Below are 14,274 nucleotides of genomic sequence, written 5' to 3' on the forward strand. Positions count from 1 at the left end.
CCGCCAAATCTGCGACAATCGCCCCCCTGCGCCACTAGACGACCTTTGCGTACCTGATGACTGACGAATCGCCTTCCATCGACAAACTGCTGAACAACCTCGATCACGCCATGCTCGCCGACCGCCACCGGCTGCGGCGCCAGTTGCTCGAGCTGCGCAAGAAGCCCGACGAGGCCAAGCTGGCCCAGTGGGTGACGCGTTTGCAAGCGTCCTGCGACCAGGTGCTGGCGCGGCGTGCCAGCCTGCCGGTGATTCGTTACGACGACAGTTTGCCGATTGCCGCCAAGCGCGACGAAATCAAGGCTGCCCTGCAAAAGCACCAGGTGCTGATCATTGCCGGGGAAACCGGTTCGGGTAAAACCACCCAGTTGCCGAAGATCTGCCTGGAAATCGGCCGCGGCCAGCATGGCCTGATCGGGCACACCCAGCCACGGCGGATTGCCGCGCGCAGTGTCGCCAGCCGGGTCGCCGAGGAGCTGGCCACGCCGCTGGGTGCACTGGTCGGCTATCAGGTGCGGTTCGAGGATCAGAGCGATTCCAACACCCTGATCAAGCTGATGACCGATGGCATCCTGCTGGCGGAAACCCAGAACGACCGCTACCTCGAGCGCTACGACACGATCATCGTCGACGAAGCCCACGAACGCAGCCTGAACATCGACTTCCTGCTCGGTTACCTGAAAACCCTGCTGCCGCGCCGTCCCGACCTGAAAGTCATCATCACTTCGGCGACCATCGACCTGGAGCGCTTCTCCAAGCACTTCGACGACGCGCCGATCGTCGAAGTCTCGGGGCGTACCTTCCCGGTGGACACCTGGTACCGGCCGCTGACGCTTGAGCAGGACGAGGAGGGCAACCGGGTCGAAGACGACCTGACGGTGGACCAGGCGATCCTCGCCACCCTCGATGAAATCGCCGCCCATGAACGCAGCGAGCGCCGCAGCCCGGGTGATGTGCTGGTGTTCCTGCCGGGCGAGCGGGAGATTCGCGACGCCGCCGACATGCTGCGCAAGGCCCAGCTCAAACACACCGAAATCCTGCCGCTGTATGCCCGTCTGTCACCGGCCGAGCAGCAGCGGATCTTCCAGTCGCACCCGGGGCGGCGTGTGGTCCTGGCGACCAACGTCGCGGAAACCTCGCTGACGGTGCCGGGCATTCGCTACGTGATCGACAGCGGCACCGCGCGCATCAGCCGCTACAGCTATCGAGCCAAGGTCCAGCGCCTGCCGATCGAGGCCATTTCCCAGGCCAGCGCCAACCAGCGTAAAGGTCGCTGCGGACGGGTCGAGCCGGGCATCTGTATTCGCCTGTACAGTGAAGAAGACTTTATCGGTCGGCCGGAATTTACCGACCCGGAAATCCTGCGTACCAACCTGGCGGCGGTGATCCTGCAGATGCTCCATCTGCGCCTGGGTGAGATCACCGATTTCCCGTTCATCGAACCGCCCGATGGCAAGGCCATCAGCGACGGCTTCAACCTGCTGCAGGAACTCTCGGCGGTGGACCGCAACAGTCAGCTGACGCCTCTGGGCCGGCAACTGGCGCGCTTGCCGGTCGACCCGCGCATGGGGCGCATGCTGCTGGAAGCGGCCAGGTTGGGCAGCCTCCAGGAAGTGTTGATCGTCGCCAGTGCCATGTCGATCCAGGACCCGCGCGAGCGGCCGCCGGAGCGTCAGCAGGCCGCCGATCAGGCCCACGCGCAATGGAAGGACGTCGACTCGGACTTCGCCGGGCTGGTCAATCTGTGGCGCGGCTTTGAAGAGCAGCGCCAGGCGCTGACCGCTAGCCCGTTGCGCAACTGGTGCCGCAAGAATTTCCTCAACTACCTGCGTCTGCGCGAGTGGCGTGACTCGCATCGCCAGTTGAGCCTGATCTGCCGCGACATGCAGCTGTCGCTGAACAAGGAACCGGCGGATTACCCCAAGCTGCACAAGGCGGTGCTGTCCGGCTTGCTCAGCCAGATCGGGCAGAAAACCGAGGAGGGCGACTACCTCGGTGCCCGTCAGCGGCGGTTCTGGATTCACCCCTCATCGGGCCTGGGCAAGAAGCGCCCGCAATGGCTGATGGCCGCCGAACTGGTGGAGACCACCAAGCTCTACGCGCGCATGGTGGCCAAGATCGATGCCGACTGGATCGAACCGCTGGCCGGGCACCTGATCAAGAAAAACCACTTCGAACCCCATTGGGAGAAGAAGCGTGGGCAGGTGGTGGCATACGAGCAGATCACCTTGTTCGGGCTGATTATCGTCGGTCGCCGTCCGGTGCATTACGGGCCGATCGATCCGCTGGTGTCGCGTGAGCTATTCATCCGCGAAGCCCTGGTGCGTGGCGAGATCCAGTCCAAGGCCAAGTGCCTGACGGCTAACGCGCAGTTGCTCGAACAGCTCGATGAACTGGAAGCCAAGGCGCGCCGGCGCGACATCCTGGCGGACGAAGAAACCTTATTCGCGTTCTATGACGCGCGCTTGCCGGCAGAGATTCACCAGACCGCGACCTTCGACAGTTGGTACAAGGTCAACAGCCAGAAAGACCCGCAGTTGCTGATCATGCGCGAGGAAGACGTGCTGGCGCGCGAGGCCAACGAAATCACCGCGGCGCATTACCCGGACACCCTGCGCCTGGGCGACCTGACCCTGGCGTTGAGTTATCACTTTGAACCCAACCATCCGCGTGATGGCGTGACCCTGCGCGTACCGGCCCCGCTGTTGCCGATGCTGCCACCGGAGCGCCTGGAGTGGCTGGTGCCAGGGGTGATCGAGGCCAAGTGCATCGCCCTGGTGCGCAACTTGCCGAAAGCCTTGCGCAAGAACTTCGTGCCGGTGCCGGATTTCGTCAAGGCGGCCCTGCAACGGATCACCTTCGGCGACGGCTCGCTGCCCCTGGCCCTGGGTCGGGAGTTGTTGCGCATGACCGGCGCGCGGGTCAGCGACGAGGCCTGGGCCGAAGCCGCGCAGCAGGTGGAAAGCCACTTGCGGATGAACCTGGAAATTGTCGACGGCCAAGGCAAGTTCCTCGGCGAAGGCCGTGACCTGGCCGAGCTGACGGCGCGGTTTGCCGAAGCCAGCCAGGCAGCATTGGCGGTGCCACAGACTGCGAAAAGCCAGCAGCCGGTGGAGGCCAAGGTCTTCGCCGCCGTGGCGCAGCAAACCCAACAGAAGATCGCCGGGCTGTCGATGACGGTCTATCCGGCGTTGGTGGAGGAGGCGGGCACGGTCAAGGAGGGGCGTTTCTCGACCCCGGCCGAGGCCGAGTTCCAGCACCGCCGCGCCTTGCAGCGCCTGCTGATGCAGCAACTGGCGGAGCCGGCGAAGTTCCTGCGGGGCAAATTGCCGGGGCTCACCGAACTGGGCTTGATGTATCGAGAGTTGGGGCGGATCGACGCGCTGGTGGAAGACATCCTGCTGGCGAGCCTGGACAGCTGCATTCTCGACGGTGAGCCGAACCTGCCCCGCGATGGCGCCGGGCTGGCAGCGCTGGCCGAACGCAAGCGCGGCGGCTGGACCGAGCATGCCGAGCGCCTGGCGAAGCTGACGCTGGAGATTCTCAAGCTCTGGCACGGCCTGCAAAAACGCTTCAAGGGCAAGATCGACCTGGCGCAAGCGGTGGCCTTGAATGACATCAAGCAACAGTTGAGTCACCTGGTGTACCCAGGGTTTGTCCGCGAAACCCCGATGGTGTGGCTCAAGGAGCTGCCGCGCTACCTCAAGGCCGTCGAACAACGCTTCGAGAAACTCGGCGCCCAGGTGCAGAAGGATCGGGTCTGGAGCGGCGAATTGTCGGCGCTCTGGGCGCAATACCAGGCCCGCGCCAACAAACATGCCCAGGAAGGCAAGCGCGATCCGCAGTTGGAGTTGTATCGCTGGTCGCTGGAAGAATACCGGGTGTCGTTGTTTGCCCAGCAATTGGGGACCAAGGTACCGATTTCCGACAAGCGCCTGAACAAACAGTGGACCCAGGTCGAAGCCTGAGATATCCCTGTGGGAGCGGGCCGGGCGGCATTTGACATGGTTGTTGAAGGTGTTGGCCTCATCGCGGCATAGGTATCTACACAACTTTGTAGCGGCCTGTGGCGAGGGAGCTTGCTCGTGTGGCGGCCTCTGGGCCTCTGGGGTGTTGGATTAGGCGGAGTACATATCCATTCTTGCGGTAACGGCCTCCTATGGTTCCGCCTGACGGCGGCTCACTTTTGAACAGCGCAAAAGTAAGCAAAACGCTTTTGCCCCACCACTCGGTGCCTCGCTTAGGCTCGGCATGCCCGTACTCCGACATTGATTTGGGGGGCCGCCGCAATGGGCCATCCCTGGCCCAGTGCGGCTAAACCGGCGTCCTGCCGGTTTACCCCCCAAATCAATATCGGATTCCGGCCAGCGTGGTTAACGGGGCGCCCAGGATCAAAAACAAAGCGAGGCGGCCTTACAGCCGACCTGATCGTTGAGGGCATGCGCGGTGTAGCTTCTACCTCCTAAGACACTGACGAAGTCAGTGATCTTTTGATCTGGCTCTGGCTCTGGCTCTGGCTCTGGCTCTGGCTCTGGCTCTGGCTCTGGCTCTGGCTCTGGCTCTGGCTCTGGCTTTTGATCTTGATCCTGGGCGCCCCGTTAACCACGCTGGCCGAACGCAGGCTTGAATCCGTGGGTAACCCGGCAGGACGCCGGGTTAGCCGCCCCGCGCCATGGATGGCGCGTGGCGGCGGCCCACGGATTCAAGCCGGAGTGAGGGAACACCGAGCCCAAGCGAGGTGCCAAGTGGTGGGGCAAGAGCCTTTTGCTTACTTTTGGGCTCCAAAAGTGAGCCGCTGTAAGAGCGGAACCATAGGTGGCCGTTACCGAAGAAATGGATATGTACTCGGCCTAATCCCACACCCCGGTCGGCCCAGAGGCCGCCACGGGAGCAAGTCCACGTAGATACCTATGCCCATCGCGGGCAAGCCCGCTCCCACCGGCAAAGTGTTGGGTCGATGGCCGTTTGATCCAGCCAATAGGGCCAAACCCCGAGGTTTATGGCAAACTTCGCGCCTATAAACGCCGGTCCCGCGGTTTTGCGTGTCTGCAGGCCAGGACGGATCGGAATAAAGCGACGCCAGGTCGATGCCCACTGACGGGATACGACCCTTTATGTATTGGTACGTCGGTGCCAATGCTTTCTGCCTGAACAGATTAGAGAAACGAGCATGCATAACGTCGTCATCAGCGGCACCGGCCTGTATACCCCGGCCAACAGCATCTCCAACGAAGAGCTGGTGCAGTCTTTCAATACTTACGTCGCCCAGTTCAACGCCGAAAACGCCCAGGCCATCGAGCGTGGCGAAGTCGAGGCGCTGACCGAGTCCAGCGCTGCCTTTATCGAAAAAGCTTCCGGGATCAAGAGCCGCTTTGTCATGGACAAGGAAGGCATTCTCGACCCCGCGCGCATGGCGCCACGCCTGCCTGAGCGCTCCAACGACGAATGGTCGGTGCTCTGCCAGATGGCCATCGGCGCTGCCGAACAAGCCCTGCAACGTGCCGGCAAGACCGCCGCGGACATCGACGGGGTAATCGTCGCCTGCTCCAACCTGCAGCGCGCCTATCCGGCCATTGCCATCGAAGTTCAGGAAGCCTTGGGCATCCAGGGGTTCGGGTTTGATATGAACGTGGCCTGCTCCTCGGCCACCTTCGGCATCCAGGCCGCCGCCAACAGCGTGCAACTGGGCCAGGCCCGGGCCATCCTGATGGTCAACCCGGAAGTCTGCACCGGTCACCTGAACTTCCGTGACCGCGACAGCCACTTCATCTTCGGCGATGCCGCCACGGCGGTGATCATCGAACGTGCGGACCTGGCGACCTCCCCGTACCAGTTCGATGTGGTCAGCACCAAGCTGTTGACCAAGTTCTCCAACAACATCCGCAACAACTTCGGCTTCCTCAACCGCGCAGCAGAAGAGGGCATCGGTGCCCGCGACAAGCTGTTCGTCCAGGAAGGCCGCAAGGTGTTCCGTGACGTTTGCCCGATGGTCGCGGAGCTGGTGGGCAGCCACCTGCAGGAGAACAACCTGAACGTCAGTGACGTCAAGCGTTTCTGGCTGCACCAGGCCAACCTCAGCATGAACCACCTGATCGTCAAGAAGCTGCTGGGCCGTGAAGCCACGGAAGAAGAGGCACCGGTGATCCTCGACACTTACGCCAACACCAGCTCGGCCGGTTCGGTGATTGCTTTTCACAAGCATCAGGATGATCTGCCTGCCGGCTCCCTGGCGGTGCTCAGCTCCTTTGGCGCCGGTTACTCGATCGGCAGCGTGATTCTGCGCAAACGCTGATCCTGCGTTAGCAAAACGCCCCCCACAGCCTGCGGTCGCACCGCAGGCTGTCGCTTTGCCTCCCTCGTAATCGCCCTATCTCGCGGCTCTCAGCCCGCTCGACGACGCGTAGCAGATTTATTTCGATTCGAAGTAAAAAAGTTCCGTTGTCATCAAATCTTTATCTAATGGCAACTTGCCTGCAATACGTCCTCGCCAAGATTCCCTCCCAACACAAGCGGGCCTGAACCGCGTGTTTCCAGCTTTAGACCACCAATTAGGGGAACTCTTCGATGATCCGTAAGCACTTCGCCGGTTTTGCTGCCAGCGCACTGGCCATGGCAGTGACCGCCCAGGCTTTCGCTGGCACCGTCACCTCTGACGGCGCCGATATCGTAGTCAAGACCAAGGGCGGCCTCGAGGTCGCAACCACCGATAAAGAATTCAGCTTCAAACTGGGCGGCCGAGTGCAGGCGGACTACAGCCAGTTCGACGGCATCTACACCAAGAATGGTGACACTGCGGATGCGGCCTACCTGCGTCGCGCGTTCCTGGAACTGTCCGGTGTGCTCTACACCGACTGGGCCTACACCGTCAGCTACGACTTCTCCCACAACAGCGGCGACTCTGACAACGGCTACTTCGACGAAGCGTCCCTGGCCTACAACGGCTTCAAGCCGGTGTCGATCAAGGTCGGCCGTTTTGACCCGGACTTCGGCCTGGAAAAAGCCACCAGCTCCAAGTGGGTTACCGCGCCAGAGCGCAACATGGCCTATGACATGGTCGACTGGGCCAACGGTCACCAGAATGGCCTGGGCCTGCAAGCCTCGAGCACCTTTGCCGAGTCGTTCTATGCCTCCGCCGGCGTGTTCAGCAAGGACACCGACGACACCGACGGCAACAGCGTCAAGCAGGTCAACGGACGTTTTGTCTTCGCCCCGATGCACGATGCCGGCAATGTCCTGCACTTCGGTCTGAACCTGGCGTCGCGTGATGTCTCGGATACGGCCTTCGACTCCCGTTATCGCACCCGGATGGGCATGCGTGGCGTGGAAACCCTGGGCGGCAACGATGCGGGCAGCAACGGCAACCGTCCGGTGCTGGGTGGCAGCTCCTCGTCGCCAGCCGGTTCTTTCGACCGCGACGACGCATTGGGTCTGGAAGCGGCCTTCGCCATGGGCCCAGCCTCGATCCAGGGTGAATACGTCACCCGCAAGACCAAGGCCGACGACAGCGCCTATGAAGACATCAAGGGCCACGGCTTCTACGTACAGGGCGCCTACACCCTGACTGGCGAATCGCGCGGCTATAAAGTCGGCAAGTTCGACGCAATCAAGCCGGCCAACAAGTCGATTGGTGCCTGGGAAGTGTTCTATCGCTACGACAGCCTGACCGTCGAAGACGACAACATCACCACCGCCACCTTGACCCGTGACGTCGGCGATGCCGAAGCCAAGGTGCACACCCTGGGTGTCAACTGGTACGCCAACGAAGCAGTGAAGATCTCCGCGGCCTACCTCAACGCCAAGACCGAGAAGGTCACCAACGCCACCGCAGCCAGCGGTACGACCCCGGCACAACGTACTGGCGATGACAACGGCGACGGTTTCGTGGTCCGCGCGCAATACGTGTTCTAAATCGCAGCACCCGCAGCACGAGCTCTTACTTCATCCGTTAAAGCTCCTTTCGTTTCCCCCGCCTCGGCGGGGTTTTTTTTATTTCGGCAAGCCTCAGGGATGGGCGATACTCGGCAGGTCTTGGGGTTGTGCCTGCGGGGAACAGAATGCCGTTACATGTTTTGGACAGTCTGTCCGCCATTGCGCCGACAGAGTGGGACGCCCTGGTACCCGACACTCAGCCGTTCCTGCGGCATGCTTTTCTCAGCAGCCTGGAAGACAGTGCCAGCCTCGGCCCGCACTCGGGCTGGCAGCCGGAACACCTGCTGCACATCGAAGACGGTCGCTTGCTGGCAGCGTTGCCCAGTTACCGCAAATGGCACTCCTATGGCGAGTACGTGTTCGACCATGCCTGGGCCGATGCCTGTGAGCGTGCGGGAATCGCCTATTACCCCAAGCTGCTGAGCGCCGTGCCGTTCAGTCCGGTCAGTGGCCCGCGCTTGCTCGCGGCCGATGGGCAGGATGGTGTCGAGTTACTCAAGAGCTTGCCGGGGTATCTGGAGATCGAAGATCTCTCCAGCGCCCATATCAATTTCACCGATGCCTTTACCGACGACGCCCTGGCCCAGCAACCGGGCTGGTTGCAGCGCATCGGCTGCCAGTATCACTGGCAGAATCGCGGCTACCGGGACTTCCAGGACTTTCTTGATGTGCTCAGTTCGCGCAAGCGCAAGCAGATGCGCAAGGAGCGTGAGCAGGTGGCGGGGCAGGGTATCGAGTTTGAATGGCTGGAGGGGAGGCAACTTGATGAGGTGCAGTGGGATTTTGTCTATGCCTGCTACGCCAATACTTACGCCGTGCGCCGGCAGACACCCTACCTGACCCGGGAGTTTTTCAGCCTGCTGGCCGAGCGTATGCCGCAAGCCATTCGTGTGGTGTTGGCCAAGCAAGGTTCACGGCCGGTGGCCATGGCTTTCAGCCTGGTGGGCGGCGATAGTTTTTATGGTCGTTACTGGGGCTGCCTGGCGGAGTTCGATCGCCTGCACTTCGAGACCTGCTTTTATCAGGGCATGGACTATGCGATTGCCAACGGGTTCCAGCGCTTTGATGCCGGTGCCCAGGGCGAGCACAAGCTGATTCGTGGTTTTGAACCGGTGATCACCCATTCCTGGCATTACTTGCGTCACCCTGGACTCAAGTCGGCGGTGCAGGACTTCCTGGCGCGTGAGCGCGTCGGGGTCCTGGGCTATGCCGAGGAAGCGAGGAGCGCCTTGCCTTATCGACAAGGCTGATCCTCGCGTCAGCGCGCCGCTCAGTTGTCCTCTTTGCCCAGCCAGCGATAGACCACGCCGCCAATCACCGCGCCCAGCAGTGGTGCCAGCCAGAACAGCCACAGTTGCTGGATCGCCCAGCCGCCGACAATCAGCGCCGGTCCGGTGCTGCGTGCCGGGTTGACCGAGGTGTTGGTGACCGGGATCGAGATCAGGTGAATCAGGGTCAGTCCCAGGCCGATGGCGATCGGGGCAAAGCCTGCGGGTGCACGCTTGTCGGTGGCACCGAGGATGATCAGGATGAACATCGCGGTCATCACCAGCTCAGTGACAAAACCTGCGGCCATCGAGTAGCCGCCGGGGGAGTGTTCACCGTAGCCGTTGGAAGCCAGGCCGCTGGCCAGTTCGAAGCCGGGTTTGCCGCTGGCGATGAAGTAGAGCAGGGCGGCAGCGATGATCCCACCGAGCACCTGGGCGATGACGTAGGCCGGCAGTTCCTTGGCCGGGAAACGCCCGCCGACCACCAGCCCGAGGGATACCGCCGGGTTGAGGTGGCAACCGGAGATGTGGCCGATGGCAAAGGCCATGGTCAGCACCGTCAGGCCAAACGCCAGTGACACCCCCAGCAGGCCGATGCCCACCTCGGGAAAACCCGCCGCCAGCACCGCACTGCCGCAACCACCCAAAACCAGCCAGAACGTACCTACCAACTCTGTAGCCGAACGTTTTAACAGAGACATGAGAGTGTGCCCTTTCGAGTTAACGCTGCCTTGTGCCTCCGCAGATGGACTACAGAACCATCTCCAGAACCTTTGCTGAGTGAAGCAGGGTTTTTCTGGAATGCCAGTGCCACGCAAAACCCCTGAGGCTCTGAGCAAGGGGCTTTGGCGGTTTGTGAGGGGCATATCGAGCAGCGTTTGTGGGAGCGAGCCTGCTCGCGATGGCAGTGTGTCAGGCGTCATTGATGTTGGCTGTGCTGGCGCCATCGCGGCATAGGTATCTACACAACTGTGGTGCGACCAGGATGTTGGATTAGACCGAGTACATATCCATTTTTGCGGTAACGGCCTCCTATGGTTCCGCCTGACGGCGGCTCACTTTTGAACAGCGCAAAAGTAAGCAAAACGCTCTTTCCCCACCACTCGGTGCCTCGCTTAGGCTCGGCATGCCCGTACTCCGACATTGATTTGGGGGGCCGCCGCAATGGGCCCTCCCTGGCCCAGTGCGGCTAAACCGGCGTCCTGCCGGTTTACCCCCCAAATCAATATCGAAGTACGGCCAGCGTGGTTAACGGGACGCCCAGGATCAAAAACAAAGCGAGGCGGCCTGAAAGCCGACCTGATCGCTAGGGCATGCGCGGTGTAGCTTCTACTTCCCAAGACGCTGACGAAGTCAGCCATCTTTTGATCTGGCACTGGCACTGGCACTGGCACTGGCTTTGGCTCTGGCTCTGGCTCTGGCTTTTGATCCTGGGCGCCCCGTTAACCACGCTGGCCGAACGCAGGCTTGAAGCCGTGGGTAACCCGGCAGGACGCCGGGTTAGCCGCCCCGCGCCATGGATGGCGCGTGGCGGCGGCCCACGGATTCAAGCCGGAGTGAGGGCACACCGAGCCCAAGCGAGGTGCCAAGTGGTGGGGCATGAGCGTTTTGCTTACTTTTGCGCTGTTCAAAAGTGAGCCGCCGTCAGGCGGAACCATAGGAGGCCGTTACCGAAGAAATGGATAAGTACTCGACCTAATCCAACATCCCGGCCAGCCCACAGGCCGCTACAAAGTTGTGTAGATACCTATGGCCGTCGCGGGCAAGCCAGCTCGCTACGATTTCAATCGATGCCGACAAATCCTCCGGTCTGGTGCTGCCATAGTCGTGCATACAAGCCGCCGTGGGCGAGCAGTTCGGCGTGGGTGCCGCTTTCGGCGATCTGGCCGTTTTCCAGGACTACCAGGCGGTCCATGCGGGCGATGGTGGAGAGGCGGTGGGCGATGGCGATCACCGTTTTGCCCTGCATCAGGGTTTCCAGGCTTTCCTGGATTGCTGCTTCGACTTCCGAGTCGAGGGCCGAGGTCGCTTCGTCCATGATCAGGATCGGCGCATCCTTGAGCAGCACCCGGGCGATGGCGATCCGTTGGCGCTGGCCGCCGGACAGTTTCACCCCGCGCTCACCGACGTGAGCGTCGAAGCCGCTCCGCCCTTCGGCGTCCGACAGCAGCGGGATGAATTCATCGGCGCGGGCCTTGTGCGCCGCCTCCCAGAGTTCGGCATCGCTGGCGTCGGGTTTGCCGTACAGCAAGTTGTCGCGGATCGAGCGGTGCAGCAGCGAGGTGTCCTGGGTGATCATGCCAATCCGCTCGCGCAGGCTTTCCTGGGCGACGTGGGCGATGTTCTGGCCGTCGATCAGGATCTGCCCGGCCTGCACGTCGTACAGACGCAGCAGCAGGTTGACCAGGGTCGATTTGCCAGCGCCCGATGGGCCGATCAAGCCGATCTTCTCACCGGGCTTGATGACCAGGTTGAGGTCGCTGATGATTCCGCTTTTTTTGCCATAGTGGAACGCCACGTGCTCGAAGCGCACCTCGCCACGGGTCACTTCCAGGCGGGGCGCCGGTTCGCGGTCGGTCACGCTGATCGGCTGGGCGATGGTCTGCAGGCCGTCCTGGACCATGCCGATGTTTTCGAAAATGCCGTTGACTACCCACATGATCCAGCCCGACATGTTGACGATGCGGATCACCAGGCCGGTGGCCAGGGCAATCGCCCCCACCGAGATCAACGACTGGGTCCACAGCCACAACGCCAGGCCGGTGGTGCCGACGATCAACAAGCCGTTCATGGTGGTAATGACCACGTCCATGCTGGTGACCACACGGCCGGCCAACTGGGATTTTTCGGTCTGTTCCGCGATTGCCTCGCGGGCGTACTGCTGTTCGAAATTGGTGTGGGCGAACAGTTTGAGGGTGGTGATGTTGGTGTAGCCGTCGACGATCCGCCCCATGAGTTTGGAACGAGCATCGGACGACACCACCGAGCGCTCCTTGACCCGGGGCACGAAGTAGCAAAGGGCGGCGATGTAGGCGGCGATCCAGGTCAGCAGCGGGATCATCAGGCGCCAGTCGGCCTCGGCGAACAGCACCAGCGAGCTGATGGCATAGATCAGCACGTGCCACAACGCATCCACGGCTTGCACCGCGGAGTCGCGCAGTGAGTTGCCGGTTTGCATGATGCGCTGGGCGATGCGCCCGGCGAAGTCGTTCTGGAAGAAATTCAGGCTCTGCTTGAGCACGTAGCTGTGGTTCTGCCAGCGGATCATGCTGGTCATGCCGGGGCTCAGGGTCTGGTGCACCAGCAGGTCGTGCAGACCGACAAACACTGGCCGCAGAATCAGGGCAACCACGGCCATCCAGGCCAGCTCGGCACCGTGCACCTTGAAGAAGTCGGCATTCGGTGTGCCCTGGGCGAGGTCGATGATCCGGCTCAGGTAGCTGAACAGCGCCACTTCGACCAACGCGGCAAACAGGCCCACCACCAGCAGCGCGACGAAGCTGGGCCAGACCTGGCGCAGGTAGTAGGTATAGAAGGGCAGCACCTGGTCGGGCGGGGCTGCCGTCGGGGCTTCACGGAAGATATCGATGAGTTTTTCGAAGCGGCGATAGAGCATCAGTCAAACGCCCGCGTACGGGCTCTCCTTTTTTTGATGCGAGCGGCGCGATCAACCATCCGCTGCCGCTCAGGACGCCCTGTACAGCTTAGTCGATGCGCTTGGCCGACTTGATCAGCACCGGGTCGATCGGCACGTTCTGCATGCCTTGTTTGGTGGTGGTTTGCGAGTTGACGATGATGTCGACGACGTCCATGCCCTTGACCACTTTGGCGAAGACCGCGTAGCCGGCATCGCGGCCCGGATTGAGGAAATCATTGTCGGCGACGTTGATGAAGAACTGGCTGGTGGCCGAGTCCGGATTGGACGTACGGGCCATCGACAGGGTGCCACGCACGTTGTGCAGGCCGTTGCTGGCTTCGTTCTTGATTGGTGCCTTGGTGTCTTTCTGCGCCATCTGTGGGGTGAAACCACCGCCCTGGACCATGAAGCCCGGGATCACCCGGTGGAAAATGGTGTTGGTGTAGAAGCCGCTGTCGACGTACTCAAGGAAGTTCTTGGTACTGATCGGCGCCTTGACCGGGTCCAGTTCGATTTCGATCTGACCGTTGGTGGTCTCCAGCAGTACATGGGGAGCCTTGGCTGCTTCGGCGGCCATCAGGTTGGCGGCGAACAGTACGGAGCCGGCCACGAGGGCGATTTTTTTCAGCATGGGTCAGTGATCCTGGGTAGTGGTGTCGACTGTGGTTAAAAACTCAAGCAGGGTTTGGTTGAAGCGGTGTGGCTGATCCAGCGGGGTGGCGTGGCGGGAATCGTCGATCACCACCAGACGCGCATCGGGCAGTAGTTTGACATAGGCCGCCTTGAGCGCCACCGGGGTGTAGTCGCGGTCGGCGCTGATGACCAGGGTTGGACAGGTCACTCGTGACAGTCGTTCCTCGACCCCCCAGCCAACAATGGCGTTGAAGCTGGCGAGATAAGCACGTTTGTCGTTTTTTGCCCAGCGCTCGGCCATCTTTTGCCGCAGTCCGGCCTGTTCTGGCTTGGGGAACAGCTTGGCGCCCAGGGCTTTGCCGATGGTGCCCAGGCTCAGCACGTGCATCAGGCTCCAGCGCTTGAACCATTGCCAGTAATCATCGGCACTGCGCAGCTTGACCTGGGGTGCGCTGTTGACGATAGACAGGCTCTTGAGCAACGCCGGTTGATCTACCGCCAACTGAAAACCGATCATCCCGCCCATGGACAGTCCCACCAGGTGGGCCGGGCCAAGGTTGAGGTGCTCGATCAAGGCCACCAGGTCGGCGCTGAAGCCGGCAATGCTGTAGCGCTCGCGGGGTTTGTCGGAACGGCCATGGCCGCGCACATCGGGGACGATCACCCGATAGTGTGCCGCGAGCTGGGGAATCTGCTGCTCCCAGTCCAGGGTGCTCGAGCCCAGTCCGTGCACCAGCAGCAACGGTGTGCCGTGGCCATACTCCTCGTAGTGCAGGGTGCAACCTTCATGCTCGAAATAGGCCATGG

At 61.8% G+C, this 14,274-nt stretch carries 8 protein-coding genes; 4 read left to right on the forward strand and 4 right to left on the reverse strand.

All coding sequences use genetic code 11. The features are described 5' to 3' along the window. Positions 1-56 precede the first annotated feature (56 nt). The 4 genes from hrpA (at position 57) to PspS04_RS06905 (ending at position 9,179) form a co-directional block, all read left to right on the forward strand. The gene (gene hrpA, locus PspS04_RS06885) at positions 57-3,968 is read left to right on the forward strand and encodes an ATP-dependent RNA helicase HrpA (RefSeq protein ID WP_159994300.1); all 3,912 of its coding nucleotides are present in this window, start codon (positions 57-59) and stop codon (positions 3,966-3,968) included. Between the two features lie 1,202 nt (positions 3,969-5,170). Continuing rightward, positions 5,171-6,292 (forward strand): beta-ketoacyl-ACP synthase III, encoded by a 1,122-nt coding sequence (locus tag PspS04_RS06895; RefSeq protein ID WP_159994302.1) that lies wholly within the window; start codon positions 5,171-5,173, stop codon positions 6,290-6,292. 272 nt (positions 6,293-6,564) lie between these two features. Continuing rightward, complete coding sequence (locus PspS04_RS06900) at positions 6,565-7,908, forward strand: OprO/OprP family phosphate-selective porin (protein ID WP_095170900.1); 1,344 nt, start codon at positions 6,565-6,567, stop codon at positions 7,906-7,908. A gap of 146 nt (positions 7,909-8,054) precedes the next feature. Next, the gene (locus PspS04_RS06905) at positions 8,055-9,179 is read left to right on the forward strand and encodes a GNAT family N-acetyltransferase (RefSeq protein ID WP_159994304.1); all 1,125 of its coding nucleotides are present in this window, start codon (positions 8,055-8,057) and stop codon (positions 9,177-9,179) included. 20 nt (positions 9,180-9,199) lie between these two features. Here the strand turns inward: PspS04_RS06905 and aqpZ are convergent, their stop codons facing one another. The 4 genes from aqpZ to PspS04_RS06925 all read right to left on the reverse strand — a co-directional run bounded on the left by aqpZ (position 9,200) and on the right by PspS04_RS06925 (position 14,272). Next, positions 9,200-9,898 carry an aquaporin Z gene (aqpZ, locus tag PspS04_RS06910; RefSeq protein ID WP_159994306.1) on the reverse strand — a complete coding sequence of 233 codons (699 nt, stop codon included), beginning with the start codon at positions 9,896-9,898 and terminating at the stop codon, positions 9,200-9,202. 1,082 nt (positions 9,899-10,980) lie between these two features. After that, on the reverse strand, positions 10,981-12,813 hold the full coding sequence (locus PspS04_RS06915; RefSeq protein ID WP_095170907.1) for an ABC transporter ATP-binding protein: 1,833 nt from the start codon (positions 12,811-12,813) through the stop codon (positions 10,981-10,983). An 88-nt stretch (positions 12,814-12,901) separates the two neighbouring features. Further along, positions 12,902-13,465, reverse strand: coding sequence for a peptidylprolyl isomerase (locus tag PspS04_RS06920; protein WP_095170909.1), 564 nt, complete (start codon positions 13,463-13,465; stop codon positions 12,902-12,904). 3 nt (positions 13,466-13,468) lie between these two features. After that, on the reverse strand, positions 13,469-14,272 hold the full coding sequence (locus PspS04_RS06925) for an alpha/beta fold hydrolase (RefSeq protein ID WP_095170911.1): 804 nt from the start codon (positions 14,270-14,272) through the stop codon (positions 13,469-13,471). Positions 14,273-14,274 lie beyond the last annotated feature (2 nt).

It is taken from the genome of Pseudomonas sp. S04 (assembly GCF_009834545.1).
Classification (GTDB): domain Bacteria; phylum Pseudomonadota; class Gammaproteobacteria; order Pseudomonadales; family Pseudomonadaceae; genus Aquipseudomonas.

Coding starts and splice junctions, on each gene's coding strand:
- PspS04_RS06900 (WP_095170900.1), top strand. CDS start 6,565: ATGATCCGTAAGCACTTCGCCGGTTTTGCTGCCAGCGCACTGGCCATG.
- aqpZ (WP_159994306.1), bottom strand. CDS start 9,898: ATGTCTCTGTTAAAACGTTCGGCTACAGAGTTGGTAGGTACGTTCTGG.
- PspS04_RS06925 (WP_095170911.1), bottom strand. CDS start 14,272: ATGGCCTATTTCGAGCATGAAGGTTGCACCCTGCACTACGAGGAGTAT.
- PspS04_RS06905 (WP_159994304.1), top strand. CDS start 8,055: ATGCCGTTACATGTTTTGGACAGTCTGTCCGCCATTGCGCCGACAGAG.
- PspS04_RS06920 (WP_095170909.1), bottom strand. CDS start 13,465: ATGCTGAAAAAAATCGCCCTCGTGGCCGGCTCCGTACTGTTCGCCGCC.
- hrpA (WP_159994300.1), top strand. CDS start 57: ATGACTGACGAATCGCCTTCCATCGACAAACTGCTGAACAACCTCGAT.
- PspS04_RS06915 (WP_095170907.1), bottom strand. CDS start 12,813: ATGCTCTATCGCCGCTTCGAAAAACTCATCGATATCTTCCGTGAAGCC.
- PspS04_RS06895 (WP_159994302.1), top strand. CDS start 5,171: ATGCATAACGTCGTCATCAGCGGCACCGGCCTGTATACCCCGGCCAAC.